This window comes from Paenibacillus sp. J22R56 (assembly GCF_056269375.1).
On the sequence record NZ_JBWDNV010000007.1, the window covers coordinates 143,946 to 170,475 of the forward strand.

The 26,530-nt window shown below is 42.0% G+C and carries 32 protein-coding genes; 11 read left to right on the forward strand and 21 right to left on the reverse strand.

What is annotated here, in order from left to right; all coding sequences use genetic code 11:
• Positions 1-41 precede the first annotated feature (41 nt).
• Together AC0YNT_RS17735 and AC0YNT_RS17740 are read left to right on the forward strand one after the other, a co-directional pair.
• On the forward strand, positions 42-173 hold the full coding sequence (locus AC0YNT_RS17735) for a hypothetical protein (protein WP_475805843.1): 132 nt from the start codon (positions 42-44) through the stop codon (positions 171-173).
• Between the two features lie 225 nt (positions 174-398).
• Positions 399-656 (forward strand): hypothetical protein, encoded by a 258-nt coding sequence (locus AC0YNT_RS17740; protein ID WP_475805844.1) that lies wholly within the window; start codon positions 399-401, stop codon positions 654-656.
• A 279-nt stretch (positions 657-935) separates the two neighbouring features.
• Here the strand turns inward: AC0YNT_RS17740 and AC0YNT_RS17745 are convergent, their stop codons facing one another.
• Complete coding sequence (locus AC0YNT_RS17745) at positions 936-1,220, reverse strand: YhjD family protein (protein ID WP_475805845.1); 285 nt, start codon at positions 1,218-1,220, stop codon at positions 936-938.
• Positions 1,221-1,507: 287 nt separating this feature from the next.
• On the opposite strand from AC0YNT_RS17745, the gene AC0YNT_RS17750 reads away from it, so the two are divergent.
• Positions 1,508-1,942, forward strand: coding sequence for a hypothetical protein (locus AC0YNT_RS17750; RefSeq protein WP_475805846.1), 435 nt, complete (start codon positions 1,508-1,510; stop codon positions 1,940-1,942).
• 48 nt (positions 1,943-1,990) lie between these two features.
• On the opposite strand, the gene AC0YNT_RS17755 is transcribed toward AC0YNT_RS17750, so the two are convergent.
• The 7 genes from AC0YNT_RS17755 to AC0YNT_RS17785 form a co-directional block, all read right to left on the reverse strand.
• Entirely contained in the window at positions 1,991-2,194 is a 204-nt protein-coding gene (locus AC0YNT_RS17755) for a hypothetical protein (protein WP_475805847.1), read from the reverse strand.
• 325 nt (positions 2,195-2,519) lie between these two features.
• Positions 2,520-3,116 (reverse strand): hypothetical protein, encoded by a 597-nt coding sequence (locus tag AC0YNT_RS17760; protein ID WP_475805848.1) that lies wholly within the window; start codon positions 3,114-3,116, stop codon positions 2,520-2,522.
• Between the two features lie 323 nt (positions 3,117-3,439).
• Positions 3,440-3,628 carry a hypothetical protein gene (locus AC0YNT_RS17765; protein WP_475805849.1) on the reverse strand — a complete coding sequence of 63 codons (189 nt, stop codon included), beginning with the start codon at positions 3,626-3,628 and terminating at the stop codon, positions 3,440-3,442.
• A 165-nt stretch (positions 3,629-3,793) separates the two neighbouring features.
• Positions 3,794-4,114 carry a hypothetical protein gene (locus AC0YNT_RS17770; RefSeq protein ID WP_475805850.1) on the reverse strand — a complete coding sequence of 107 codons (321 nt, stop codon included), beginning with the start codon at positions 4,112-4,114 and terminating at the stop codon, positions 3,794-3,796.
• Positions 4,115-4,364: 250 nt separating this feature from the next.
• The gene (locus AC0YNT_RS17775) at positions 4,365-4,919 is read right to left on the reverse strand and encodes a hypothetical protein (protein ID WP_475805851.1); all 555 of its coding nucleotides are present in this window, start codon (positions 4,917-4,919) and stop codon (positions 4,365-4,367) included.
• Positions 4,920-5,007: 88 nt separating this feature from the next.
• Positions 5,008-5,574, reverse strand: coding sequence for an SMI1/KNR4 family protein (locus AC0YNT_RS17780; protein ID WP_475805852.1), 567 nt, complete (start codon positions 5,572-5,574; stop codon positions 5,008-5,010).
• A 233-nt stretch (positions 5,575-5,807) separates the two neighbouring features.
• Positions 5,808-6,245, reverse strand: coding sequence for a hypothetical protein (locus AC0YNT_RS17785; RefSeq protein ID WP_475805853.1), 438 nt, complete (start codon positions 6,243-6,245; stop codon positions 5,808-5,810).
• Positions 6,246-6,590: 345 nt separating this feature from the next.
• Between AC0YNT_RS17785 and AC0YNT_RS17790 the strand changes: the two genes are divergently transcribed.
• Entirely contained in the window at positions 6,591-7,793 is a 1,203-nt protein-coding gene (locus AC0YNT_RS17790) for an IS110 family RNA-guided transposase (protein WP_475805854.1), read from the forward strand.
• A 240-nt stretch (positions 7,794-8,033) separates the two neighbouring features.
• Here AC0YNT_RS17790 and AC0YNT_RS17795 read toward each other — a convergent pair whose 3' ends face one another.
• The 9 genes from AC0YNT_RS17795 to AC0YNT_RS17835 form a co-directional block, all read right to left on the reverse strand.
• On the reverse strand, positions 8,034-8,441 hold the full coding sequence (locus AC0YNT_RS17795) for a hypothetical protein (RefSeq protein ID WP_475805855.1): 408 nt from the start codon (positions 8,439-8,441) through the stop codon (positions 8,034-8,036).
• Between the two features lie 1,082 nt (positions 8,442-9,523).
• Positions 9,524-10,339, reverse strand: coding sequence for a tyrosine-type recombinase/integrase (locus tag AC0YNT_RS17800; RefSeq protein WP_475805856.1), 816 nt, complete (start codon positions 10,337-10,339; stop codon positions 9,524-9,526).
• A 163-nt stretch (positions 10,340-10,502) separates the two neighbouring features.
• The gene (locus tag AC0YNT_RS17805; protein ID WP_475805857.1) at positions 10,503-11,018 is read right to left on the reverse strand and encodes a hypothetical protein; all 516 of its coding nucleotides are present in this window, start codon (positions 11,016-11,018) and stop codon (positions 10,503-10,505) included.
• A 156-nt stretch (positions 11,019-11,174) separates the two neighbouring features.
• A complete protein-coding gene (locus tag AC0YNT_RS17810; protein ID WP_475805858.1) occupies positions 11,175-11,822 on the reverse strand; it encodes a hypothetical protein in 648 nt (215 codons plus the stop codon).
• A 129-nt stretch (positions 11,823-11,951) separates the two neighbouring features.
• A complete protein-coding gene (locus tag AC0YNT_RS17815; RefSeq protein WP_475805859.1) occupies positions 11,952-12,245 on the reverse strand; it encodes a hypothetical protein in 294 nt (97 codons plus the stop codon).
• A 91-nt stretch (positions 12,246-12,336) separates the two neighbouring features.
• Positions 12,337-12,474: a hypothetical protein gene (locus AC0YNT_RS17820; RefSeq protein WP_475805860.1), complete on the reverse strand. Its 138-nt coding sequence runs from the start codon at positions 12,472-12,474 to the stop codon at positions 12,337-12,339.
• A 67-nt stretch (positions 12,475-12,541) separates the two neighbouring features.
• Positions 12,542-13,180 carry a DUF4304 domain-containing protein gene (locus tag AC0YNT_RS17825; RefSeq protein WP_475805861.1) on the reverse strand — a complete coding sequence of 213 codons (639 nt, stop codon included), beginning with the start codon at positions 13,178-13,180 and terminating at the stop codon, positions 12,542-12,544.
• A gap of 497 nt (positions 13,181-13,677) precedes the next feature.
• On the reverse strand, positions 13,678-14,355 hold the full coding sequence (locus tag AC0YNT_RS17830; protein ID WP_475805862.1) for a hypothetical protein: 678 nt from the start codon (positions 14,353-14,355) through the stop codon (positions 13,678-13,680).
• Between the two features lie 32 nt (positions 14,356-14,387).
• A complete protein-coding gene (locus tag AC0YNT_RS17835) occupies positions 14,388-15,302 on the reverse strand; it encodes an L-lactate dehydrogenase (protein ID WP_475805863.1) in 915 nt (304 codons plus the stop codon).
• A gap of 375 nt (positions 15,303-15,677) precedes the next feature.
• On the opposite strand from AC0YNT_RS17835, the gene AC0YNT_RS17840 reads away from it, so the two are divergent.
• Positions 15,678-17,270: a phytoene desaturase family protein gene (locus tag AC0YNT_RS17840; protein ID WP_475805864.1), complete on the forward strand. Its 1,593-nt coding sequence runs from the start codon at positions 15,678-15,680 to the stop codon at positions 17,268-17,270.
• 307 nt (positions 17,271-17,577) lie between these two features.
• Here the strand turns inward: AC0YNT_RS17840 and AC0YNT_RS17845 are convergent, their stop codons facing one another.
• Together AC0YNT_RS17845 and AC0YNT_RS17850 are read right to left on the reverse strand one after the other, a co-directional pair.
• A complete protein-coding gene (locus AC0YNT_RS17845; RefSeq protein WP_475805865.1) occupies positions 17,578-17,898 on the reverse strand; it encodes an HIT domain-containing protein in 321 nt (106 codons plus the stop codon).
• Between the two features lie 685 nt (positions 17,899-18,583).
• Positions 18,584-18,937 carry a DNA polymerase subunit beta gene (locus tag AC0YNT_RS17850; RefSeq protein WP_475805866.1) on the reverse strand — a complete coding sequence of 118 codons (354 nt, stop codon included), beginning with the start codon at positions 18,935-18,937 and terminating at the stop codon, positions 18,584-18,586.
• Between the two features lie 160 nt (positions 18,938-19,097).
• On the opposite strand from AC0YNT_RS17850, the gene AC0YNT_RS17855 reads away from it, so the two are divergent.
• Genes AC0YNT_RS17855 through AC0YNT_RS17865 form a run of 3 tightly spaced genes read left to right on the forward strand, consistent with a single transcriptional unit; the run spans position 19,098 to position 20,627 of the window.
• Positions 19,098-19,688: a TetR/AcrR family transcriptional regulator gene (locus AC0YNT_RS17855; protein WP_475805867.1), complete on the forward strand. Its 591-nt coding sequence runs from the start codon at positions 19,098-19,100 to the stop codon at positions 19,686-19,688.
• Between the two features lie 29 nt (positions 19,689-19,717).
• Positions 19,718-20,179: a DUF2269 family protein gene (locus tag AC0YNT_RS17860; RefSeq protein WP_475805868.1), complete on the forward strand. Its 462-nt coding sequence runs from the start codon at positions 19,718-19,720 to the stop codon at positions 20,177-20,179.
• 13 nt (positions 20,180-20,192) lie between these two features.
• Positions 20,193-20,627 carry a DoxX family protein gene (locus AC0YNT_RS17865; protein WP_475805869.1) on the forward strand — a complete coding sequence of 145 codons (435 nt, stop codon included), beginning with the start codon at positions 20,193-20,195 and terminating at the stop codon, positions 20,625-20,627.
• Between the two features lie 447 nt (positions 20,628-21,074).
• Here the strand turns inward: AC0YNT_RS17865 and ltrA are convergent, their stop codons facing one another.
• Positions 21,075-22,004 carry a group II intron reverse transcriptase/maturase gene (ltrA, locus tag AC0YNT_RS17870; protein WP_475805870.1) on the reverse strand — a complete coding sequence of 310 codons (930 nt, stop codon included), beginning with the start codon at positions 22,002-22,004 and terminating at the stop codon, positions 21,075-21,077.
• A gap of 1,082 nt (positions 22,005-23,086) precedes the next feature.
• A complete protein-coding gene (locus AC0YNT_RS17875) occupies positions 23,087-23,515 on the reverse strand; it encodes an Lrp/AsnC family transcriptional regulator (protein WP_475805871.1) in 429 nt (142 codons plus the stop codon).
• Positions 23,516-23,641: 126 nt separating this feature from the next.
• Here AC0YNT_RS17875 and AC0YNT_RS17880 point away from each other — a divergent pair, with 126 nt between their 5' ends.
• From AC0YNT_RS17880 to AC0YNT_RS17890, 3 genes are all read left to right on the forward strand, one after another.
• The gene (locus tag AC0YNT_RS17880) at positions 23,642-24,394 is read left to right on the forward strand and encodes an MBL fold metallo-hydrolase (RefSeq protein ID WP_475805872.1); all 753 of its coding nucleotides are present in this window, start codon (positions 23,642-23,644) and stop codon (positions 24,392-24,394) included.
• 388 nt (positions 24,395-24,782) lie between these two features.
• Complete coding sequence (locus tag AC0YNT_RS17885) at positions 24,783-26,036, forward strand: DNA polymerase IV (RefSeq protein WP_167278031.1); 1,254 nt, start codon at positions 24,783-24,785, stop codon at positions 26,034-26,036.
• Positions 26,033-26,509, forward strand: a complete 477-nt coding sequence (locus tag AC0YNT_RS17890; RefSeq protein ID WP_475805873.1) for a YhjD family protein — start codon at positions 26,033-26,035, stop codon at positions 26,507-26,509. The genes AC0YNT_RS17885 and AC0YNT_RS17890 overlap by 4 nt, the downstream gene beginning before the upstream one ends.
• Positions 26,510-26,530 lie beyond the last annotated feature (21 nt).

Below are 26,530 nucleotides of genomic sequence, written 5' to 3' on the forward strand. Positions count from 1 at the left end.
ATTTTATCCACTCCTTTTCTTAGCAATACGGATTCTTCCTCATGGTATACGAACACAACGAGGATAGCGGACGCTCGAATTATGTATCCAACTCGCAGCGGGAAGACGTCGTAAAAGTCATGAAGGAATTTATCGAAAAGTCGGAAGGTGCATTTGGCGCGCATCGTATATAAAAATGGGTGACAAGGCGAAAGCCACCACATAAAAATCTGTCGAACATCTATTAGCGTGGAGGATTCGACAACGTTCATCTGAAAGAAAAGCCCCTCCGAGATCCGGAAGGGCTTTTCTGTTTCTTACGCTGGGGAGCCCAATTACTAGATTTGGTACATGTGTACAAGCCAAACTCTATCACTATCCATATACTGTTAACAAATATAGAAAGGAAGTGATGAAAAATGCCAAAAAACAAAAGTGGCGGCAACAAAACTAGTGGTAACAAAACTAGTGGTAACAAAACTAGTGGCAACGACGGTGTTCAATCCGTTTTATCTCAAATCGGAGTGGGTACGCCTAACGTCCGAATCCATTTTGACGGTACATTCCATGAAGGTACTTTTTTAGGATTTCAAAATGGCTCTGTCATTCTTCGTTTAGCTAGCGGTACCGTCGTTTTTATCAAGCGTACTTCAATAACTGCTGTCGATTTCTTCTAATAACACTAACAAAAGGCAAGGGGGATTCCCTTGCCCATACATATATCCGTTTAATTTGGGACGCTTTCTTTGTTTATACGGATCGGACGTTCCGTATCAGCTCGCTGAACCAGTCTGGTGTCGATGTTGGCGTGTAAACACTGAAGAAGAGCCCTTCCGGATTACGGAGGGGCTCTTCTTTTGCGATCAATAGATATTCAGTTCTTGAATATACCGCGCGAGCCGGACGGAGATCTCCGATTTAACGACTTCCTTCATGAGAGAGAAACGATCCTCGTATCATTTGTACCAGTACGAATAATGAAGCGCAGCTGCTCCCCTGTCGATCTGCTCGACACGAATGTCGCGTTTCTTTAATTCCGTCTTAACTCGGTAGATGTCCATTGTGCTGGCATTCATGAGGACATTGTTCGCCGAGAGAAAAACGTCTTTCATGAAGCCGGTAATCTCGAGGTCATACTTTACTTTCGCTCTATCGTTTTGTACAACGTCGAGCATGATGGGAAGCAGCGCAATATCACGTATGAGCTCGAGCTCTTCCTTTGATGGTAATGCTGCGGTCATGGGATCCCTTCTTACTCCTTTATCCTAAAAAAATTACATATTCACCGCATTAAATTAACATTTTCTTATAACTTATGTAAATTCCATTTACAAAGCCGCAATAGGTTGCGGTATTTACTAAATATATTTGCGGTTACAAATTATTAATATCGTGTTAATATCTTACAAGTGGTCCAGATATTTGTAGATTGTGCCTGATGATTCCTCTTATATCTTAAATCAATCAGTCATACAGAAAATTGCTACAATACCTCATCCCAACAATTATACATACTCGGAGGTAAATCATGAAAAAGTTTATTATCACAGCAGCATTTGCAGCAATGTTATTCGCCGTTCCTTTGGCCGCTAGTGCGGATCCAGGTACTGAAACAAACACGGTTACTGTTCAACCAACTTATGAAGAGATTACTCCTCTTGCTCTTTTGCAAGATCAAGCTGGCGTTGGCTTTAATGGACAAGGTTACGGATATTTCAAGTATAACACGAGTACTCCGCAAGATGTTCGTACGTATATTCAAAACACTGGGACAACTACAATTACTTATAAACTAAAAGATCCTTCCGGTAACCTTTGGCAAAGTGGCACTCTTACGCCAGGTCAACAGTATGAGAGCACCTATACTTGGAGTAGCGCTCAAAATGGTGGCTGGACTTGGGAGCTCAATCAAGCCAATGGTTTAGCGGGGCAAGTCAAATTAACTGTTCGTTCTGATGTATAAATAATCCTATAAAAAAAGTCCCTCCGAATCCGGAAGGGCTTTTTTTCTTTACTCCATGTTGTCCATGATGGCTCTCGCTTCTGCTAAACGCTTGCTGGCTCTTTCGACTTTATCAGCCGCGCCGGAATCATACGCATCATCTATCGCTGCACAAACGGCATCACGCTGCTCACTTGTGAGCTCGTTGAGATCCAGCGCGCGCATGGCTAGCTGGGCATAGGCTTCTGCCTGGGGCGTACATGTTTTCATCATCTCTTCCTCCTAAAAGAAAACACGACCGAAGTCGTCTATTTTCCAGCGTTAAATTCCTCGATCGTGATTCCGCCGAGTTCTTCCTTCAAAATACGACGGAAGACCGGAGGAGGAATTTCACCACTGCCATGAGAAACCTTTACGCGCAGGCTACCTTTTCTAAAGAAGATATGTTTTGTGGATCGTTCTTCACAGTAAGACGCTTAATGAATAACAGAAGTTGCGTTAACCTGCCCTCAGTTGAGAAAACAACAGCTCATCATGTGTGAGCTGCCGTAGTGTCTTTATTGAGCTAATGTTCCCCGTTAACGTAACAAAGTTCGGTCTAAGTAATTTTTTTAAGCTCAAAAATAGTTGCCTCTGATATCAAGATAAGCCTGTCGTTATTAACAACAAAAAAACTTACACTTACAGGTATGCTCATTTTTGTAGAGGGGTCACTTATTTCAATTGCTTTTACTACATCATTTATATTTAGGTCTGGGATATCTATTTTATATAATCTATAAAAAGAGTCAGAGTTATAGCATGTCGCTGTAATCTCATGTAATGGGTTTTTTAGTTCATACCGATATTTCTTATAGTTTTTAAGTCCTTTTGATGAAAAAACGTCTTTTTTGATTATAATTTCATCTCCAATAAATTTTTGCCCTGTTGGATATTCAGAAGCATCATTATATGAATTTGCAAATCCTAAAAGCTTCTCAACTTTCCAAGTTCCATAGAAATATTTTTCAGTTTCACTATCCAAATTCATACGTCCTTGAGTACAATATTCGGTTGTGTTTTTTGGAATAATAGACTGATCTGTTTCAGATTTAGTCTCACTAGAAGTATTTGGATTTGATGTCATTTCAACATTTCCACAAGCCGATGCTAGCATCAACATTATCATAATACAAACCCATAATATTTTTTTCATATTTCAAACTCCCATTATAAAGTTATGTTTGCGCCTGTTTACTCGCTTGCTAACTGGAAGATTTGCTCAAAGAACCGGAAGAAACAGCAATGCAAATAATAGGAAAACACCCAGGCTCATTCTATCAATAAATTTCCTTTCAATTGATAGTCTTTACCTACCAACAAGTTGAATCCTCCTCGTATGCCCCTTCTTAGTTATAGACGCAACCTTGGTCTAAAAAGTTCATTTGAACCATGCTGCCCTTTACTTCAACAAAAATAGCAACTGATCATCTAGATCAGCTGCCATTTTGTTGTTCTCAACTAAAGTTCCCAGCTAGCTTAATCATCAACTTTATGTTTCTTTCTCAATAAGTAATATTCAACTAAAGCCACGCCAGTTGCGGCACCGAATGCGACTAAAAATGCTGTACTACCTTCCAAATCAGGTTTAAATATCGCGTTTAGAATAAGGTTTCCGATAAAGAAGACCGAAAACAAGGCTAAAAATCTAAGTCCAATTCGCTTCAAGAGGTACCTCCATTAGGTATCGTCACGTTGTTCATTAACATATTACCACATAAGATTGTAACTATTCTGCGATTTAACGTGATAAAGCTGCCGATAATGCCGGCAGCTTCGTCGTAGGTGTATATGCAGCTATCGTTTCCTTAATGGTTTCAAAAGAAAATTATTCTAGCTGTCGGATTTACCGAAAACATCGTGAAGCAATTTAAACTGTAATTTATTGAATTCATGTATTAGCTCTTCAGCATTATTAGAATACGTACTCTGTATATAGAACCTGCTACAAGTATAAAAAAGGGCAAAGACCAATTCTCTAGAAACCATCTTCTCATCACTAATCGATTCTTTATAAACGTCCAAAATTGTATGAAGATTCTCAATCAATTCATAGTCAATTAAAGCATTCCCATCCCCGGCTTTATTCCCTCTTAACTTTACTGATAGGTCAATGCAAATATCATTTATCTTCCTGTCCAAACTTATTTCCAAACTCCCCCTCCGTTCTTAACTAATATTCATAACGTTATATCACCACATATTGGAACTATCTTGCCCTTTACATCAATAAAAATGGCAACTGATCCTGAACCAGCTGCCATTTTGTTTTTTGCAACCAACGTCTCTTCGTTTGTTGAATGCTCAATTCATGGTACATGTACTTGTGGGAAACTATCGATTTCAATCCAGAAGATCCAAAGCTTTAACGTTCTCGAAATTGCAATGAGCACGCAAAAATACATTATGTCCGGACATATTCATATGAGACAATTCCATTGAATTGGATATTTAGTCCCTTTGACGCGCCTTCAGCATCAGCAATCTCTTTCTTGTTTAGAGTAAACGAGAATTGCCTGTCTCCCTGACCAATCGCTATCACATCCATGTCGAGCTGATGCCCGTCTAGGCTATAAATTTCCCATAACGGTGCTTGAGAGTAATAATGATAGCCGCCACCTTCTTCATACACCTTGTTGGACAAGAATGTTCCCATTGACCGTTCAATCTCTGGCTGGATGGCAACGGTGAATGTCATACCACCGTTCGATGTTTCCGTTTTCTTGAGTATGAAAGATGTATTTGCCTTCTCCACCAGCATGACATTCCACGTTCCCTCCTTATTTAACCACTCGGGTTTCAATGGTATTTGAATTGGCACGGGCACTTGAGTCATTTCCAAAGAATAGCCCTGCCGGTTCACGACTTCCAAGTAAGTGTCTTTCTTCTGGTCAATAAGAAATACCATCGAAGCACAGCCTATAATAAGAACTACAAACAAATATGCAAATCTTCTCAATGTCGTTACTCCGTTTCATATCATTTATCAGTTCTCAATCTCCCATTATTTCGGTGCAAGATGTTTAGAACTATCGTCTCCCGTTAGCTTAATCTTTGTTAGCATTAAACTCAAAATCGCCGCTTTCAAAAACATATTCAGCATCATTTGCTTCAAAAGTCTGAACCAGATGGTCGAACCATTCTTCATAATTCTTGGCTAATAACTCTCGTTCCTCCGAATCATGCCACATACTAATAATTTGACCTTTCTTACCTTCGTTGGTTGGTGCTAAATCAAGACAGTGATGGTCGCCGCAGCCGTTATATGTTAATGGTATCCATGTGGGTTGCCACCACACGTTCGCTATCCCTTCTTGCGGCTCTACACTCCATTCTTTAAATGACTCTTTATCATATAGTTCTTTCCAAACAGTCCATTCGCCCAAAATTCTCTGAGTAGAAAGTAGTTCCCATCCTGCAACAAGCCATTGAGAATCACCTGATTGCCCGTTATGAATACGCAGGGATTCTTTGAAATTCTCCGGTAATTTGACGCCCAATGCAGCTTCTAATTCGATTATTTCTGACTCAGTTGCCCCAGGGTTTAAATCTTCTAATACCTCTGGTGCATGTTTTTTAAGCCAGCTCTCCAATCTTTCCCACAATACTTCCACTGCTTTCATCCCCCTGTATTTATGTTTTTTATCATTGTATCTTCAATACTATTGTTCCACTATCCTGCCCATAGCTTAATAACAAAGGAGCTGCTGCCGTAGGGTAAACTGCTCCTTTGTTTGATGAACTAACGTTCCCCGTTAGCGTAATGAACTCTACCCGATTGGTCCCGCAGCGGGAATGTGGTGTTAGCTGATGTTAACGCCCACTGGAAATACCTTCATGTCACTTTTTATTTCTTTGGAAATGCTATATATCCCTTTATATCGTCTTCTAAATAACCCTCGCAATTTGACACTGAAAAAACTGTACTTGCGTACTCCTCTTCTTTATTTAATTTCTTACATTTATATACTGCTATCGATCCATTACTGTATGCATCTCTAGACATATCATTTATCCATACTATTTCCTTGCCATTTGAATTAATGTTAGTTATAGCTGGTCCACTGTCTATAGTAGGTCCTATTACAACTAGGTAATCGCCTTCATGATCCAGGAATCTCTCATAGAGTGTATTAATTCTATTCAAATCAGTTTGATCAAATTTATAAAGAATACTTCTTTGAAGGTAATCATTTTTGTTCGTTACATTTAATCGAATTGAATAGAAGAGATCGATGCCAAGGATAACAATAAAAAATGAAAGTAACCAAATTATCTTCTTCATATTGTCTCTCCTTAGAATCGCGTTAATTAACGTCTTTTTTGCAAACTTCGTAAATCCATCATACCTAAAGTATTCGCGAAGTGATTACGCTAATCTGCCCGTTCGTATTATGAGGTCACCAGATCTTTCTGGTCGACCTCTTTTTTGTATGGTCGTAAGATAGCGGTAGCCGGGGATCGAACGTATCTGCCCGTGGGACTTGGATCCCGAGAGCTATTCTGTTTATCCCCCCTACTTGTTCAACCATGGTTAGGCTGGTTGGGACGTTGATCCCGTATCACATGCGATAGTGTGGAAGACAAGAAGGTTAGGGGTTGCCGGTGAAATTACAACAGGAGTGATGTCATGAATCCAGTCATTGGTTTGGATGTGTCCAAGGGAGAGAGCCATGCACAGGCTTTTTTAGACCGTGGAGTACCTCATGGGAAGATCTTTAGATTTAATCATGATCTAGAGGGATTGTCGTCTTTTCTTAGTTATGTTAGAGCAGTGGAAATAGCTGCGGGAATGAGCCCCTGCATAGTAATGGAGGCAACAGGCCATTATCATAGCCCTGTTGTTCAGTTTCTGGATGAGCACCATTATCTGTACATTGTCATTAATCCTCTAATCTCATATGAAGCTAAAAAAACGAATTTGAGACGGGTCAAGACGGATGCTGCTGATGCCTATCAGCTTGGGGTGCTGTTCTATAAAGAAGAGTTTGAACCCATCAAAAAACGGGGTCAGCATCTCATGAATTTACGCTATCTCACTCGTCAGTATGAATCTTTAACGGGTATGTATGTTCAAGTGAAGCTGCAGTTCCAGGCTATTCTAGATCAGGTTTTCCCTGAATACCATGGCGTGTTCGGTGATCTCTACTCAAAAGTTTCGCTTCGAGTTTTAGCCTTACACCCGACATCTAAGGAAGTCCTGGATATGACTGTGGAAGAGATTTCAGTAACAATCCAAAGCCAAACAGGACGCGGTAGATCTACTTTATGGTGTTCCGAGCACGCTCATATCTTGGTAGCGGCAGCAAGGCGAAATCCTTTTAAAGAGACGGCTTTTCCAAGTCATCTGATCTCCATGCAGTTGCTCATCAAATTGCTTCTTCAATACCAGGACCATCTAGCAGACCTTAATAAATCGATAGAGACCCTGGCTGAAGAGTTACTTGAATATGATTTAATCCAATCAATACCCGGTATCGGCACTAAAATTGCTGCAACAATTTTGGCTGAGATTGGGGAAATCGATCGGTTCGATCATGCTAAGAAGCTGGTGGCCTTTGCTGGTGTTGACCCCAGTGTCTTTGCTTCAGGTAAGTTTGTGGCAACCCAAAATAGGATCACCAAACATGGCTCCAGAAGGCTTCGTACAGCACTGTATCAAGCTGTGCGATGTGGTATTCGTAGTAATAGAAACAAGAAGTTAAGGGCTTACTACGATAAAAAGCGTGCTGAAGGAAAACTGTTCAAAGTAGCGGTTATTGCTTGTGTAAACAAACTCATCCACTGGATTTTTGCCATTTTGACTTCGAAAGAAGCATTTCGGCTAGAGTAACTAGCATGGAATAGTAAACGATGAAATATATTCCTGTGCCGAAAGGGACGGTTATTTGTCATACCCTTTTTTCAGTATATCATCTCTAGAAACGACCATTCTACAACTTTATTTCACGATCTAGCACTATATTTTCAGTCTAATATTTTATTTTTCAAGGTAGCAAAAAGAGCCCGCAATTTGCGAGACTCTATAAATGGTCTTATATTTATAATCCTTTATTAGACATGCATGTCACATTTACACCCTTTCCGAAGCGTTTGTTATGATATCTCCACATATGTTTAGATCGGTAATCGTAACATTCTTTACATCTTTTGTGTTACTTGAGCCGTAGATATGCATGGGGTTAAATGCTTCTTTCTCGAATATAGCACCATCTATATATACATTCGTAATTGGTGCTGTTTGAGCCTCAATCTCTACAGGAATGCTTTTGCCCATCGAGGTAAATACAAAGCTTATTCCTCGCCGTGCCTGAATGACGTCATTATCTTCAAACCATACATCATACATCGGACTTAATGACTGTAAACCTGCTTTGAGGCCATTACAGGATGAAAATACAATAGTGTTTTTGAAATGCACATTATACATGGCAAAGTCATTTATCGTTGATTTCGCACAGAGGGCATCATCAACGGTCATGACAAAGTTTTTTCCGCGACGGCATTTCTTGTTCCGCATATATCTATACCGTCATTCATGATTTTATATTGGTCTGCATATTACAATCTGTGTGACGTCATAATTGTTGAGAAAACAGCAGCTAAAAAGCTTGAATTATCAACGGGCGCTTTCAAAGTTATTGAGAAAGCTAATTATGAAAAACCCTAAAGAAACCTCGGTTTTCTTATTTACTGAAAATATCCGCAAATCCCTCCTTGCATATTTATACAGCAAATGTATAAAAGCTCAATACAGAATAAACACAACAAAAAATCCCGATCAGGACTACTGATCGGGATTTTGACAAGTGAATTTAATACAACGTTACGTTAGATTACTTTTAAAAACTCGCTGCGTCTTGTAATTTCTGCGGATAAGCCTTCTGACACTCTATTACCCACACAAACAAACTGAACACCAGTATTTATATTTACATATCTAAATAGCTCAAAAATCTCAAGAACATTTCTGCTAGTTTCTAATTCCTGAATATTATCAAAAACAAAATGAGAGATTCTCTTTTTTTCAAGTTCTGAACACAACAAGTGGACCAAGTATTCATTTTGATATTGTAAATGGAACTTCTATAGAATGCAGTAAATGTAGTATTACCGACTTAGTAGATTTAATAGACATTAGATTCATATAAATAGCATTAGCATTATCTTTACAGTACCTATTCAGTACAAAAGAATTGCTAGATAAGTCTTCCGCTGTAATAAAACAAAAAATCTTATCATTACTTTCATTCAGAAAGTTTGATATTACAAGATGAGTCTTCTCGTAACTTAGTTGTTGAATCATAACGATAACCTCCAAATATACTCGATATCTAAAAGTATCGTCACAAAAGTTGACTTTTATACACATAAGAAATTCTACTATTCTACCGTTAATCTTATAAATTCTTCATTCAACAACTCAACAGACTTACAATCATTGAGTTTAATTTTGTCGATCGTTTTATAATCTCTTACAAATACTTATTTTAACCTAAGTTTTTATAACTTAGCAGCCAGTTGATCATCAAAATGCCTTTACTCAACTAAAAGAACCATTACTCAACCAGTTATTAAAAAGCGACGATATAACTCTCTTCTTCGCTCCCCGCGCAACTGGGCATAAATTTGTGTAGTTGATGCTTTTTCATGTCCTAACATTCCTTGGATGAAATCAAGCGGTGCACCGTTATCAAGGAGTTGACACGCATAGGTATGACGAAAGCGATGAGGGTATACGTTTGCTTCAAGCTCTCCCCGAACTGCAAGCCGTTTTACCGGCGATTTATCCGTAACAAATAACGCCTTACAGGAGTCATCACGATTGTTCAAATATTTTCTGAGCCAAACTTTACACTCGGTAGTGAAATATACTTCCCTTTGCTTGGCGCCTTTCCCATTTACAATAGCTGAGCAGTTCTCCCAGTTGAGATCCTCAATATTTATTTTCTCTACCTCTCCTATTCGGCAGCCAGTACTGTAGAGAAACTCCAAAAGTGCCCTTTCCCGAAGTGTCTCACAAGATATCTTAAGATGAATAACATCTTCCTCTACAAGAAATTTCGGAATACGCTTATCCATTTTGGGCTCACGTAATTTTAATGATGGATTAATTGATAGATAAGTTTCCTCATAGGCGAACCGGAATAGAGAACGAATAAATCTGATACGGTGACCCAAACTATTTGGTTTTAAACAATCGGACACCTTAGCCAAATACTCCTTCAACAAACTTAAGATAACTTCTGAAATTTCCAGATCACCGATCTCTTTGACTAATATCTTTTGCTGTAAAGCATAAGCTCTCAAAGTATTCGTGCTAAATCCCTGGATACGTTTGTCTGCCTCATACAATGTCCATAGATCGCTTATAAGCATAAGAAAACCTCCCATTAGAGCATTAATACTAGTTTGCTTCTAATAGAAGGTTTTAAACATTTTATTAAGCTAAAGTTCCCCGTTAGCCATCCATGCATCTCTTTCTGCACCACAGAGCATTAAAGTTAATACATTCTTTCATGGTAGTTGAAGAAGAACTTATTTAATTATTCCATCTAGTAATTGCATAGTGAATTTCTTCTGGATTGGGGTCGTGTTCTACATATCCCGCATAACAAGAAACAATTACTCCATAATTAAAATTTTGACCAATTATCCATACGTCTTCATTGTTAATAGAGTTCCATAACGTGTCAAAGTATTTGATTACCCAATTTCCGTCAACAAGAAACATTGGACTATCATCAATTCCTAAAAATAGATAAGCAAGTTTCTCTTCTATAACTATCCCTTGTATAAAATGAACTACTTCTTCTTCCCAACTGAATTCATTTCTGAATTCTTTATATTTAACAATAAAATCTTTACTATGTAATTCGTGGTTCCATTTTTCGTGAATCTTATCCAAGATTTTTTCTAATTCTGGTGACGTGATTAAATCACTTTTTTCTATAACAGTGGACATATCCAGGGGAAGTGAGTTTATTAAATTAATCCTTTGATTTTTCTGCTTGTTTATCTTTAACTTTTGGCTTAAAAGCACTCTTCGTTCATCCATAATCTCCCTCCTAATCGCAGCAAAAAATCGTTATGTCCTTAATAATTGAGGCTGCTGTCGTGTTGTATTAAAATATTGTTCCCAGTTAGCTTAATCAGCTTTTCACACTAAATTGGTGTTCTTATTCCGTACCAAATAACCACATTTAAGGTATCTTTAAATGTGGTTATCCTGTTTACTAAGATATTCTTTGGCTTGTTCGTAGAAGGATTCACCGAATAATCCCCCGGAATCATTATTAGCTATCCGTTCTTTGCAAATAGATAATGAGGTCTCATATTCTCTCATCAAAATGAAAGTAAGAACTTTTTCTTTGTGAATATCTATAACTGAGTTCGGATACTTCAATTTTAAACTGCTGTACAATGATTCGAGGTATTCAAGATTTTTCTTGATATCGTTGCCTACCTGATCTACAAGTGTAGTTGATACACTTTCCAATGTAATTATCACCTGATTTGTTATATTTAATATTTCATCATAATCAAAAGTTCCAAGAGATATTATTCCCTCATTAATTCGTTGGGTAGGAAAAGCCCACGCACCTGTTACTCGTAGACTTACAGGTTGGTTAATGTTCTCTTCCATATTTAATATAGTCCAGTAAATGTCATCAAATTCAAATAGTTTGTAATTTAAGGAGTAATGTATCTCTTTTGTTTTGACGTTAGCTGTAATTATTAATATAAAAAAGAACATCTCTTTTTTGATAAAAACATATCCGTAACTACTTTTCCATTTGTTCTTTTTAGCGGATTCCCTTATTGCTTTATCAAGCAATTTATTTAGTTCTGATTGTTTCAATAGCTTCCCTCGCTTTTTTTCCTGTCGATACACTTATTGAGGATTATATCATGGTTTTAAATTAAGTATTATTACTAAACTCCCTAGCGGATCACTGATCTGCTTATTGTTCTATTGTTCCTCGATAGCTTAATTCAAACTGGTAAAATAAGTTCTGAGATTATTCCAAACATCTTCAATAACGAAATAGTTTTCTCTTGCCTTTAACTCTTGACCTTTATTATCAACGTAGTGAATAAAGATCTCTAGGTTATCTCCAATTGTATCGAGGCTCCAGTCTAAATAAACAACTGTATCGCCAATAGCAAGTTCATCTGACCTGGTTAAATCAAGTTCACCGTCATCATCAGTAACTACATTTGAAATAAATCCTTCAATCACATAAATTCTATCCCCTTTTCGACTTTCACTTGATACACTCATATTCCACCAGCTTTCCTGCGTGTAATGATTAAGCTATTGTTCACCGTTAGCTGAAGATACTTTACGCTTCATTTTCAAAACAGCTTGTGCTTTACAATAAGTCCACTGCATTTAAAGGGGAATCAACGTCAACAACTTCAAGTATGTAACTTCCACAATCCGGACATTTGATTAATGTGTTGGGAATATTAGCTAATAGCTTTGCTGCATCTATCCATTCCTTCTTCATCGGACCTCCTGCATTGTGATTTCTGAAATCCCTCGTTCTTAGTTAGTGTAATAACTATGTGCCTTAACTAAAGAGGTTTTACATTTAATCCTAGTTTTTGAGTGAACTCTTTTAACATCTCATTATAATGAGGGTTGTCTATTTTTCTATTCCAAGCAAAGATTAATGCCTCTTCAGCTTTATATTTGTTGCCGATGGTACAGTAAAGTGGAATTAGATCATATTGTGCAACTCGAGGTCCACCTTCTACAACAATTTGTTTCTCAATTTCATTAATTACATCGTCTGTATTATTTGTATTATCTAGATACGGGAATACAAGTGTCTCTAAATTAACTTTTATGTTTTGAGCCATAGTGTTAATTTCAGTACTTTCTATAATGTGATAATCGGGATGTCGGAAACCTTCTTTCATCAGATGCCTCAGGTCGCCTCCGATGATAGGTCTGTAACTTTGGTAAGAAAACCAGCTATTTGGTTGATTACGATTTAAAATTAAAAAGTATGGTTTAGAAAATATAGCTATATCTACTGTAAAGGTGTAGTAATCCGGCATATTCCAACTTGATGGTGCTAAATGAACAATCTGAACAATCTCTTCAGCTTCTTTAACAAAGGTAGCATTTTTTTTCTTGAAACCTCTCTCTTTAAAAAGAGGGGCAATAGTTTCGGTTACCATTTTTTTGAACATCTCTTTCGGTATCATTTTTCTCACCTCTGTTAATGTTTAATATTGAACTCCCTCGGTAGCCGCTGTAAGTCACGAACGTCCTTCCATGAAACAAGTTTAATATTTTCCTGTTTGAACAACTGCATAATATCTAAGTCGCAAAGTAAGCGGAACTCAATTTCACGCTCCAAATAACAGCTGGTTATTCCTCTTAATTCTTCGGTAATTATTGAGGGGTGCACTGTTAATTGAGTGATACCTGGCTTTAGGTTTTCAATCATAGTTATAAACTGAGCCTTCAGTGACCCATCTATTAATTATTCCCATGGTAGATTCAGAATCTCTTACAAGTTCATCAATGCTCTTCAAATTATAAGCCACCTTTTACAATCAGTTAATTTTGAGCTAAGCTGCCTTTCCAAATATATTTTCTAGTGAGTTATTGTGTTAACCTCCCTTTACTTCAACAAAAGCTGCAAGAGATCCTCCGACCTGCTGCAGCTTTATTGATTGAACTAAAGTTCCCTGTTAGCTCAATCACTCGATCTTACCCATACACGAAGCGGTCCTACAGTTGTCCATCCCGATTTAAGTGCTGCGGTAAGATCAGTACCACTCTCATACCCTACCATAGGTAAACCGGGAAAATCTAAAGAGACTATATTATGAATATGACACCACGTATCCTCGATGTCAGCACTCGAAAATACGTTGGATATCCCAATGGCATTTGCACCTAGATTAGCGATAAATCCTGATACTTCATCCTTGTTCTTATTTAAATAAAGTGTTACATCACGGTGCTCTAAAAGTTCAGGTTTAATCACATTTAATCCATGAGCGGAAGTCCACTCCGCAAACTCATCTTTTGTTGTGACGCGGCACCATCCAGGTGGAATAGACTCCGGGTCAACCAACGGTGCATGGTAAATCCAGTCGGCTTTAAATAACAATTCAAAATTAAAAGGCGACAAATTAAGATTAGCAAAACTATCTTTGATGCCGGTTATTTCTTTATTTTGAATGATGTCCATTATCTCAGCAATCGTTACATGCCTGCTTGAAGTAATCATGTCCGGGTAATACGGCGGAGATTTCGATGTTGTCCTCCAAATATGTTTACTTGAAGTTGCCGTAATACCGTGTGTCTCACATATGATTTCACACCAAACGATATTATTTAATACAGCTGCCTCAACCTTTTCACTCATGGTTGCTTCCTCCTGCCATCAGGCTCATTCCCTTATACATTAATGGATTGAATAAGTTCCTTCAGTTTCTGCGCCGACCGATGAAGTAGCTCGCGTTCTGACTTCGAGATCTTTAGCTTAAGCACCTCGCGAACGCCGCTGCGATCCACGACGCAAGGAACCCCTAGATAAACATTCGATACCCCGTGATAATTTTGAAGTTGCGTCGAGACGTTAAGAACAGCGCCCTCGTCACGAAGAATTGCGGTACATATTCGGTCGAGCGCAAGGGCTATCGCGTAGTAGGTAGCCCCCTTCGCTGAAATGATCTCGTAGGCGGCGTCCCTAGTATTCGTGAAAATTCTTTCCTTTGTCACTTCATCAAGCGGAATGCGATCTCCGGCAATATTGGCCAGACTCCACAACGGAAGCTCAGAATCGCCATGCTCACCGATGATATGGGCATTCACACAACGCGGGTCGATGCCAAGCTCTTCTCCGATCAAGTAACGAAAGCGTGAGCTATCAAGCAGCGTGCCGGAACCGATGACCCGCTGAAAGGGCCACTGAGACCTCCGCCACGAGAAGTAGCTCATAATGTCCACTGGGTTGGAGGCGATCAGCAGAATGCCGTCTTGATTGTACTTTAGCACTTCTGTCATGATGCTCTCGAATATGGCGATGTTCCTCTTCAACAGATCAATTCTCGTCTCGCCTGGCTTCTGTGCAGCGCCTGCCGTGATGATAATAATGTCAGCATCACGACAATCCTCGTATTCGCCAGCCCACACCTTCGTTCTCCCTAAGAATGGAAGGCCATGGTTCATATCGATGGCGTCGCCTTTCGCCTTGCCTTGGTTGGCGTCAATGAGTACCAGCTCATTCGCACGCTCCCTTAGTAACAATGTGTACGCCGTCGTCGCTCCGACTGCACCAACTCCAATGATTACAATCTTCGTTTTACTCAACCGAACCGCCCTCCGTGAGCTTAGTAGTTAAATCGAATTCGTCAAAACAACATGTTTGTAATGCTCTATGTTCGTAGCCGGAGATAAAGAAGCAGAACACGATGAGAACGTCCTATATGTTATAGGCAATTTTTTTGTTTCTTTACACAAAACTGCCCTTTAGTTCAATAAAAGCAGCCGAACCTATGATCCCTAAAAGTGAACCAATAATTCCACTAGATAGTCCGTATCCATTTCTATCACACCATTGTAATGTGAAACAGCTAGTTAGGAAATCTTTTAAGAATAATTTTGGATCATCGACAGCAAGCGCCACCCCTCGTTGCTCACTTGCATTAAACTGAATCTGGTTATAAGACATGGAGGGAGGAATTGATGTTGAGCAAGTACGATGTAGTCATTATTGGAAGTGGCCACAACTCGTTAATAGCGGCCGCTTATTTGACGCGTGCGGGAAGAAGCGTCCTAATACTCGAGAAGAACGACCGCCCAGGAGGATTTTTGCGTACTGAAGAGTTGACATTGCCTGGCTTCAAGCATGACGTCTATGCCGCTGCCCACCCCTTGTTCCTGACCAGCCCTGCTTATGCGGACTTCAGGGAAGCACTCGAAGCGAGAGGACTGCGTTACGTGAACACAGATCTGCCAACCGGCGTTTCGATGGAGAACGGTGAGACAGCCGTCTTTGCACGCTCAGTCGAGGGACTTACCGTCGAAGCAGAACGTCTGGCCCGCGGTGATGGCGCTGTGCTAGGACGGATGTTCGAAGCATTTACACCGTATGCGGGAAACGTATTCGAGTTGTTCAACCTAGACTTATCTGGTCAAAAAGCTACTGGGATCCTCCAGAAGTTACTATATGACCACCGTGCTGGGGGCAAAGGCTACTCGGCTTTCGCCGCTTCTCTCTTCTCCACTGCCCGCAACACGGTGAGTGAATTCCAGTCGCCGGTCATGCGCGCCATGTTAGCATCATGGGTAACGCATCTGGGCCGTACGCCGGACGAAGTCGGTAGCGGCATCTGGGTGCCGCTCACTACGATGGCTCTGATGGGTGGCGGAATGCCTATCCCCGAAGGAGGCAGCGAGAAGCTTGCGCAGGCTTTGACTCGCTTGGTACTGGACCAAGGTGGTACGATCGTGACGAGTACGCGAGCCGAGCGGATTGTAGTCAAAGACGGCAAGGCAGTCGCCGTTCAAACAGCGGAAGGCGAAGAATACCACGCGAAGCATGCTGTCGTCGCCTCCACCGGCCCGGACCAGTTGTACCTGTCGCTCTTGGCCGATACGCAAGTCAGTCCTGATATTCGCAGTCAAGCAAAGCGATTCCGCTATGGAAGAGGCTGCGTTCAGATTCATCTCGCCCTGAGTGATGCCCCAAAATGGCCTGATTCTCGGTTTGCCAGAGTCGGCCAGCCCCACCTGACCGATGGGCTAGATGGCTTTACCCAAGCCATTGCGCAAGGGATGGCCGATCTTCTGCCGGCCAAGCCAACTTTTACAGTCGATTGCTCTACGAATCTCGATCCGACCCGAGCGCCAGTAGGCAAAGCGATCATGCGACTCCAAGTCCTTGAGGTTCCTTGTCGTCCCCGTGGCGATGCTGCTGGTCAAATTGACGTCGGCGACGGTACATGGACGAAAGAGCTGACTGAACGATTTGCAGAACGCGTGATCTCCATTGTAGGCAAGCATATTCCGAATATCCCAAGCGCTATCATCGACAAGTCCGTCGTCACACCTGACACTCTGGCCCGTTTCAATCCAAATTCTGGCCCCGGCGATCCCTATGGCGGTTCGCACGATCTCGCGCAGAGCTACTTGTTCAGTCCGCTACCTTCCCAGCCTGGACACCGAACGGAGATCCCCAATCTATTCATTCTAGGTGCTGCCACATGGCCAGGACACGGCATTAACGGCGGATCGGGCTATATCGTGGCGCAGCAACTTCTATCTCTCGAAAAATAGCCATACGTAATATTCGGCCAGTACTTCGTCATATTCCTTAAAAGAGTAATTACGCTGTACCCCTGTAATGAGAACAAGCCCTGGTAATTACCAGGGCTTGTTCTCATTAATCAATAGTAGCTTAACAGTCTATGGTTCAACTAACGTGAATTGTTTTTGCTTTGCCAACTTCTCATATCCAATAGCATCATAGGATTGACTTGTCCTTCGAGTAGTAAGTGCAATCTGGCCAGCAACTTCGTCCTGGTAGCTTATTTAAACTAACGTTCCCAGTTAGTTCAACAGCATCTGAATTCATAAATTTAAATTATTCCCATCCCTTGATATGGTAATGAAGGTGAAATACGTCCTGCCCGCCTTTTTCTCTGCAGTTCGTATTCAAACTCATTCCATCGAGGTTAAATTGGAGGTACATTTGCTGTGCAATCTTGTGAATGTGAACAATAATAGGCAAATCAGTTTCTTCTACGTCCATTACGGTTGGAATATGTTTTTTTGGGACGGCTAACAAGTGGATAGGGGCTGTACGGTCTTTACAATGAAATACGATGACGTGTTCATCCTCATACTCTACTCTTGATGGAAGTTTTCTGTTGATAATGTTACAAAAGACGCATGTCGACTCCATTCTTTATCGCCTCCATTTCATTTCTTTTTATGAATTTATCATCCAATTTACTTATTCCATATGAGGAACCATTTGTATCTATAACTATCCAGCCCTTTAATTCAACAAAAAAGCAACCAAACGTTGTTCGCCGGCTGCTGTCGTGTACTTACGCTATAGTTCCCAGTTAGCTTAAGCCATCAATTTGGAGGACCGAGAACCGAATCCCTCAAATATAAATTAAATTTTATCCCTCTTCATTCTATCTTCAAGTAATTGAATCTCATTATTTGCTTCTTTTATCAAATACTTAAGTGATACTCCAGCAATCAACGAAGAAATTGAAATCATAATACAAACTAACATCCAGATTGTTCCTCTTAGATCATTAGTGAAGTTATCCGAAAGAACCTCTGTAAATTGGCTACTTGCAAAGAAGACTACAGACAGAATGAGAAATAGTACAAATATTCCAAATAAGAAATTGGACACTTTATTTGTTTTCTCGAAAAATATCATTACATCGCCTCTTTTTAAAATTTATATTCAATTGCAATAATTCCACTAAGTTGGCACATTCATATAAATTCCCAACACACTTTTATATTACCACATATTGGAACTATCCTGCCCTTTAGTTAAAAATAGGGAGCAGCTGCGCCGGCAGTCTACTCCCTGGATAGTTCACCTAATGTTTCCCTTTAGCTTAATACTCCTGCTCCAATAATGGTATAACGAAGTCGATCATTTCAAGTGCAGTGATTATTCGTACTTCATTAGTACCTAAAAATAAATTATCCTTCCACTTTTCTAAATAAGAAAAGCCTACTATTAATTCTTTGAGATGCGGTAGAACTCCGCCATTTGGTGGCATTGGTTTATTATTTATTAGCCAAAATGCTTCATATATTTTGTATGAAGACGTACTTACTACAAAAGATGCTTTAAGCAACTCCCCAGCATTGAATGCTGCTTGAACTTTAATTTTTGAACTTTTTAACCAATGAGCAGTTTCCCTTCTGTCCTTTGGATTACTTTTATAAGTATTAAAACATTCCATAGCGTAGTTTCACCTCTAGCCATGTAGAATCTCTCCAATAACCTGCTACAAATAAATAATGAGTTAATATTTGATAACCCCCCTTTACAAACCGATGGTCGGTTTTTACAATGAAAATAATAACACTAATCAATCGTTAAAAGAACACGGAGGGATTACTTTGAAGCATGAGGAACGTAGGCAACAAACAACCAGGCTGCTGCTTGATTCGATCAAAGAGCTGATACGGGAAAAAGGGTGTCACTCTATCACTATGAAGGACATCATGGAAAAATCGGGATTGTCAAAGGGCGCTATCTTCCATTACGTGAAGAGCAAGGATGAGATCTTTGCCTGGGTGCTGCAGGAGCGGCTTGAAGAGACAAACGATCATTTTATGAACGCAGTGGAACAAGGTGAAAAGACGCTCGAGGGACCCATGCAGAAGATCATTGACAATCTTACCATGCTGGAAGATGCTCAGGATGTAACGAACAAGGTGCTGATCTATTTACTTGGAAAGGAAGATCAACCTATCGTCGCGGAAACTCTCAATCAGTATTATGAGCGGTCTCTGCATTTATCCAAGCAATGGATATTGACCGGCCAACTGCACGGGGTTATTTCGGAATCGATTGATACGGATAAAACAGCCGAAATGTTCGTCCTCCTTACACTCGGATTGCGCATCCGATCCTCTATTCCTTTAGCTTCGGTTTCTTTCAATACTCAAGATTATTCGTCGTTTATGGTCAATATTTTAAAATCCTGATAAATAGAGATAGAAAGGAGGAATGTATCATGAACTTGTGGTTAACGTTGCATCTAGTTGGAGTCGTGGTATTCGTAGGAAATATCATTACTGCAGCATTTTGGAAAGTTCGTGCGGATTTGTCGAAAAACCCGGCCGTCATTCACAGCACGGTAAAAAATGTCATGCTTGCCGATTATGTATTTACGCTTCCGGGTCTCGCGCTCATCATTGTCTCGGGTATTGTGATGGCCGTACAGGCGAAAATGTCGTTGTCGGGGCTGAATTGGCTTTCGCTATCGCTGATTTTATTTGCCGTTACCGGCGTGATCTGGTTAGCCATTCTCATTCCACTGCAGCGCGGAATGATCCGTCATAGCGCTCAATGCATTGAAAGTGGGAACATCTCCAATGAGTATCATCGAGCTTCCCGCTATTGGGCCATCTTCGGAATTCCCGCGACATTGCTGCCGATCATCATATTATTTCTCATGATAACGAAAAGCTTCTAAACGGAGGGATAAAATGGCACCTTTATTTGCGCTTGTTGTTTCGTTTCTGCTGTTCTGGGTTATTGGGCTTTTCGGCTGGTCTTATTTCGACAATTGGCATACTCCGCTTCAGGGAGCAGTGGCCGTCATGCTGCTGCTTACAGCTTCCGCCCACTGGGGAAAAAGACGGCCTGATCTCATTCGGATGATCCCGGTTGCTTTTCCAAAACCGAATTGGATTGTGACGGCCACAGGGTGGCTGGAAATTGCGGGTGCCTTGGGCATTCTGTTCCCCGCTACCTCCCACGCGGCTTCCATCTGTTTGGCGATTCTACTCGTGACCATGTTTCCCGCCAATGTAAGGGCAGCCCTGGAAGGATTAACTATCGGTGGAAGACCTACACCTAAGCTGCTTGTCCGTACATTGCTGCAGCTCGTTTTTCTCACAGCGGTCCTCTTAGCAGGTTAAGTCTGCGGCTTGTTCATGTAGATTCGATAATTAACGATACAATTGATTTACAAAGGCAACTTGAGCTCACGAAGCCTTTCCTTTATAACCGAACACGTCAAAGTGAGTTAAACTATCCCTTCCTTTACCTCAACAAAAATGGCAACTGATCACATTCTGGATCAGCTGCCTTTTTTGTTGTTCTCAACTCCCTCGGTAGCGTAATGCCGATAGATCTGCCTCATTCAAATGAGACCAAGTTATTGTATAAGACAAAACTCCCCCACCCCATTCAATCAGCTTTTCCCTCAAAATCTTTACTTCGCGCCCTCTTACAATACCACATATTGGAACTAAACTCCGTTACTAGAGTAAAGGGCTGGACTTGCCAGCCCCTCCTCATCAAACCGTACGTGAAGTTTTCCCTCATACGGCTTTTCCGATGTTCGTCTTTCATGTGCATACAGATTACAAAAGCGTCTTTAATCCATCCATTATCGACAGATGTTTAACCTCTGGATAGGATGCTTGCCATCTTGCTCGTTGCCGTTTCTTGGCATACCATCTTGTGATTCGCTGTAAGATGTACCAGTCCAACTTGGCCAGTTTCTTATGGCTGTAAGCCGTGTAGTAATAATTCCGCCAGCCATGGATCTTGGGATTTAACCATGTAACATGCTCTTTAAAGGAATACTTTCTCATGCTAGGCGGTGCAAGTCGTTCTTTCACCACTTCACGAATCCGCGCCTCCGCTTTTGTTGTTAGCCATTGCTTCGTGGTGTAGTAAACCTGTGCTTTAGACGTTTCCGCTTTGGTTTTACGGTGATGCATCCCTAGAAAGTCAAAACCTTCTTCACCCGTCCACAGACCCACAATTCGGGTTTTTGTTGGATGTAGCGTTAGTTCTAACCTTTCCATGATCTTTCGTATGAGTTCATAGGATCGAATCGCATCTTTTCTCGTCTTGCACACTACCACAAAATCATCTGCGTAGCGCGTCAGTTCTCCTGCTTGTGTTCCATGTCGTTCCCATAATACATCAAAGTAATTTAGATAGATGTTTGCTAATAACGGCGAGATCACTCCGCCCTGCGGTGTCCCTAAATCTGACCTACGAACGTTTCCTTCTTCCAATACTCCCGCACCAAGCCACTTCCTCACCAACTTCAAGATACGACGATCACTGATTCGCATAGCGATCAGCTTCATTAACTTCTCTTGATTGATGTTGTCAAAGTAGCCTTGGATGTCGACATCGATTACCCAATTGCCTTTACGGTTGCAACCCTTCCGAATTCGTTCCAGTGCTTGTTTTGCACTGCGTTTTGGACGAGAGCCAAATGAGCTTTCTTGGAAATCCGCTTCAAAGATAGGCTCCATGACAAGTTTAGCTGCCATTTGCACGACTCGATCACGTATAGTTGGAATCCGAGCGGTCTTTGTTTGCCATCCTTCTTGGGGATGTACTTCCGGCGAACCGGCGAGGGATGGTAGCTCCCTTCCTTAAACACTCGATGGCACTCTTCTATGAACTGAGCTTCACCTTGTCTCTTAATGTCTGCAAAGGTTTGTCCATCCACGCCAGCTGCCCCTTTATTTGCACATACTCGGCGCCATGCTTCCCATAAAATATCCCTTCGGTACACCTTGTCGTACAAAGTATGAAATCTTCGCTTCTTGTTTTCCTTGGCCGCATGACCTAGCTTCTCTTGGAGTTGTTGAACGTTTTCCTTTGGTGTTATTAGCCTTTTGGCATTCACTAACTTGTACCTCCTTAAGAAACATGAACAAAGCAGGGCCCCTTCCCTCCTGCAGGTTGTGTTGTCCTGCAGTTCATCGGTACTATGAGCCCCTCGGACTCCCTTCCTGCAAGTCAATCATTTCATCTTTTGGACTTATAGATCACTTCGCTACGGGTTAGAAAAAAAAACGCCGTGCAGGGGAGGGTCTCCCCAGTTCACTGCATCCTCTTTCATACCATGCCGATCCCCTTACGCCGGAGGGTTCTTCACTGCCGCTCCAAGTACTTAGCAGTTTCCATGGCCTTCACCTATTGAAGCAAGGTTCGGCTCCCCCTTGTCCCTCTTGCGAGGCCTTTTTGACGACGCGGCAGGATTCACTTTATGTTACGGCCTGGTATGTCGCTCGCTCTGTCTCCGACAGAGCTTTTGTCGATGCGCTTCTACACCCAACTTTCGCCGAATGCAGGCATCCTAGCTACATGGGGGCTTGGCCCCTCCCATGACCGGACTCTCACCGGCTAGAAGATGCGTGCCTCTGGGCGCGCCTTCAACAAAAAAAGCAACCGATGACGTGCCGGCTGCTGTCGTGTTGATCTGAACTATCAATCTTACGTTAGTTGAGTAAATAGTTCTCTATTGACGCTTACGTAAAAAACTAAAATACAATAAGAAAGAAATAATAATGAGCATCTGTAATCATTTCGTATCGCATCCTTTTAACCATTTTCTCACGGCCGTCTACTTGACCTGATCGATCGAAAGGCTCAACTTATAATTGCCGAACTTCAGCACTTCCTCCAATAGTTTGTTCAGTTCAGAACCGTCTCTAATCCGGATGCGCATCCAATAGCAGCCTTCACCACCTACACGATGCACCTCCGCTACAGATTCAGACGACTGGACGAAGTCTCGGAAGGTTTGATGTGCTTGATTTGAGTTCATGAAGACGATAAGAAAGGCATGAACATTGAAACCAATCTTTTCGGGATTCCAACGCAGTGTATAACCTTCGATAACGCCGCTGTCTTCCAGCTTTCGCACCCGTGCGCCAACTGCCTGCCCTGTGAGATGGACGATCTCTCCGATCTCCTTGTAGGTAAGGAGCGCGTTATTTAACAAAGCTTGCAGAATACTCAGATCAATATCGTCAATGGCTTGGTTGGCCATTTAGCATTCATTCCTTTCACGACGTAAGCAAACCCGCCTTAATTCGTTCATCAAGTTATGTATCGAGCTAGTGACTATTGCTAAAATCAATATTATTACAGATCAATTTTTTGGGAGGAAAATCAGATGAACATTCAACTCATTCGACATGCAACTTTATGGATTGAATATGCGGGAGTGACCTTCTTGTTAGACCCTATGTTTAGTGATCAAGCTGTCAATCCACCGATCCCCAATTCCTGCGACGAACGGCGCAATCCGCTCGTCCCGTTACCTAGTGCACTAGATACATGGCTCTCTCCGGACGCCGTACTAGTCACACACTTGCATCGCGATCACTGGGACGAAGCAGCAATGCAGACACTACCGAAGTCATCGACTATATTCTGCCAACAGGGAGATAGCGACGCTATCCGTTCGTCTGGCTTTACCAACATAACGGAGATTCATACCTCAGCGACCTTCCGAGACGTAACCATCCAGCGTACGAGCGGTCAACATGGGACAGGCGAAATCGGTCAGAAAATGGGGCATGTGTCCGGCTTCATTTTCCAAGCATTAGGGGAGCCCACTCTGTACATCGCAGGAGATACCATTTGGTGTGAAGATGTGAAGAAAGCGCTTGATACCTATAAGCCCGATATGACAATCGTCAACGCAGGCGGAGCCAGGTTTGCCGTTGGCGACGTGATTACGATGGATGAAGATAACGTAATCGAGCTAATCCGATACGCGCCATACACCCAGGTCGTTGCCATTCATATGGATTCCATTAACCATTGCCATGTCACTAGGGACGCGCTGCGGACGAGGCTACTAAATTATCTACATAGTTCCACTCAACTTCGTCCAATTCCTTCCAAACATATGTTTCATTAATTCCAATGAACTATTATGAAAATTATATAATTCTAGGAAAAGCCTCCCCTTCATTTGACAATCACAAAAAATAAAGCCCGTACCGTATCGGCACGAGCTAATTCAATACACAAGGTTATCCTCCTCAAAATATTCCAAAAATTCCCTAAATCACCTACGGTTTAATTTATGCATATATACGCATAATTATACAATTAGACCTATTTTATCACTATTTTTGAAATTTTTCTCCCAATAATTTTGGTACTCTTCTCAATAATTCTGGCGTCACATATGTGTTCTCCCCAACTGTTTTAAATTACCTCCAAATATCCCTTGCATAGCGAACATACATTCGGTATATAATAAGATACGAACATACTTTCGTATTTGTATTGGAGTGGGGATTATGGAACGTGTCATTATGCTGATTGACTGCCAGTCGTTCTACGCGTCCGTCGAGAAGGCCGCACATCCCGAATATAAGAACGATCCGGTCGTCGTTGCCGGCGATCCTTCGCGGCGTTCCGGCATTATTTTGGCCGCTTGTCCGCTTGCGAAGCAGTACGGCGTCACGACCGCCGAGACACTTGGCGAGGCGCTTGGCAAATGTCCGCATCTTGTCATTATTAGACCACGCATGCAGGCTTACATCGAAGTCTCGCTTATGATTACCGACATCTTCCGCTCGTTTACCGATCTGGTGGAGCCCTTCTCCATCGACGAGCAGTTCCTGGACGTCACCGGTTCTTTATCTTACTTCGGGACGCCCGATGAGATCGCAACGCAAATCCAGACGAAGATTATGCTCTACACTGGCGTATGGGCCCGAGTTGGCATTAGCTCCAACAAGATTCTGGCCAAGATGGCCACCGACATTTGGGCGAAAAAGAACGAAGCCGGCGTATTCACGCTCCCGAAAACAGCTGTTGAATCACTCTTATGGCCGCTTCCTGTGAACAAAATGTTTGGCGTTGGCTCGCGGATGACCGCACATTTCGAGAGGATGGGGATTTCTACAATTGGAGATCTCGGCAGGCTCCCGCTCCCGGATTTCAAGCGCAAGCTGCGGGCGCGGATGGGCCGTAACAGCGATATTCAAGCCGAATTGTTCTGGCAGACCGCGAACGGCATTGACCCAAGCCCGGTAAAACCAAGCACGCATGACGCGCAGCAAGCAGTTGGTCATCAGATGACGCTGCCCCGTGATTACAGCAAGCCGCAGGAAATCGACGTTGTCCTGCTGGAATTAAGCGAAGAAGTGTGCCGGCGCAGCCGCGCGAAGGGCTATATGGGCAGCGTTGTTGCAGCAGGCGCGCAAGGGGCGGATTTCGACCGGCCAACCGGCTTTTTCCGTCAGATGACGGTGCCGGATCCGACTAATATTACGAAGGAAGTATTTGCTGCGGCGAGGACGTTATTTTATGCGCATTGGGATCGTCTCCCCGTCCGCAAGCTAGGCGTTACGTTATCTAAGCTGGTACCTGACGATCAATACCAACTTTCTCTGTTCGGCAACAGGGAAAAAGAAAGAAAGCTGGATCGCGTCACGGATGCGATCCGTCATAAATTCGGAACGACCTCGATTCTGCGGGCTTCCTCGCTGCTAGAGGCAGCCCAGGCCCGTGAGCGCAGCGTCAAAATTGGAGGACACTACAAATGAGCAAGAAACTGGAAGGCAATGGCCGCTGGGAATCCAGCCGGATGATGCTGCCCGAACATCGAGAGCAATATTTGCAGCGGCGCGAGACGCCAAAAGCTTCCGGACCTGTCCCCGTTCCGAGCAAAGAGGAGCTTGAGCTTATTCGTGACTATGTGCTGCTCCCCATGATGCTGACCATCGTGGATAAGAACTGCAAGGACATTGAATTGTCTCCCTACTCCATGAAGCAGCTGTATATGAAAGCCTCCCGCGTCTTAATGGGTCATATTCACAATGACTTAACCGCCGTCCGCAAGGCGCTCAAAGAGCGAAATATCCGTGTATTTCTCGAAGAAAGCGACAGCGAGCATGGAGCGATCCATTATAAATTTGTCTGCCGCGGCTACGATGATCGCTTCTCCATGATCCGTGATGCCGCCCGCGCCGAGATCAGCGTCCGCATCGCCAAATATATCTCACACATGTTTAAGTGACCTTCCGCAAGCACCGCCAGC